The sequence below is a fragment of the Vibrio sp. 2033 genome, from assembly GCF_033339735.1.
In genome coordinates this window covers 1-836 of record NZ_JAWOVC010000217.1, presented here as the reverse complement: position 1 = coordinate 836, position 836 = coordinate 1, and the positions used below count along the sequence as shown (strand labels likewise).

Here is an 836-nt window from a genome sequence, read left to right as displayed (position 1 = left end):
AGAACAGTGCAAAATCGGCATCGTAATAACGAGAGAACACCACGTCTGGGTAACGCTGCACTAAATTGGATAACAAGCTACCGACTTCAACAATAAACTCGTCGGTGATTTGCTTATCTTGCTCTTCTTCCACGAGCTTCCAATCTTGAATACGAATCAGCAAGACCGCGCCACGTGCGCCACTCTCTAAAAGAGCCGATTCCAGCTTGCTATCAAAGAGCACTCGATTGGCTGTTCCAGTGAGCTTATCGAGAAAAGTTTGAGTGCGGATAAAGGTATCAAAGCGGCTGCGCTCCTGACGCGCATCCTGTAATTCTTCGATCAACACATCGAGTGCTTCACTCGCGGTGTAAGGCCACTCTTTTTTATCTCCCTTGGCGTATTGCTCAACTCGCCCCGCCAAGATCATTCTTCCTCGCTCTTCCAGCATTTCTGAACCAGCAAGCTGCTCTTTTAGCCACGCAACACCGCGCATCAAACAAAAGATGATCAAAATAACGGCGAGAGTGATCGACCACAACGCCTGCATGGAGTAGCTGTAACCTAAGTAAGGAGGGATGGCTTTAAAGCGGATGACATAGTCTTGATTGTGAGTTAGCTGGTACTCAGTTTCAAACAAGGCCGACGCTTCTATTTGATGCGAAGTGTCTTTGAACCGATAAACGACGGCGTTGTTTGTCGAGAGCGTCATTTCAACGATGTTGCTTGCTTGCAACATTTTGGGCATCCAACGCTGCATAGAATAAGCTGCATCAGGATCTTCCATCTCTTTATCAACAACCTCGACAATCCCTTCCAAGTAGTGGGTAAGATATTCTTGCCCAAGTCGTTTGAAA

The 836-nt window shown here is 46.9% G+C and carries 1 protein-coding gene; it reads right to left on the bottom strand.

Translation table 11 applies throughout. The features are described from left to right. A partial coding sequence (locus tag R7P74_RS25675; RefSeq protein ID WP_318123468.1) for a diguanylate cyclase domain-containing protein occupies positions 1–836 on the bottom strand: 836 nt, incomplete at both ends.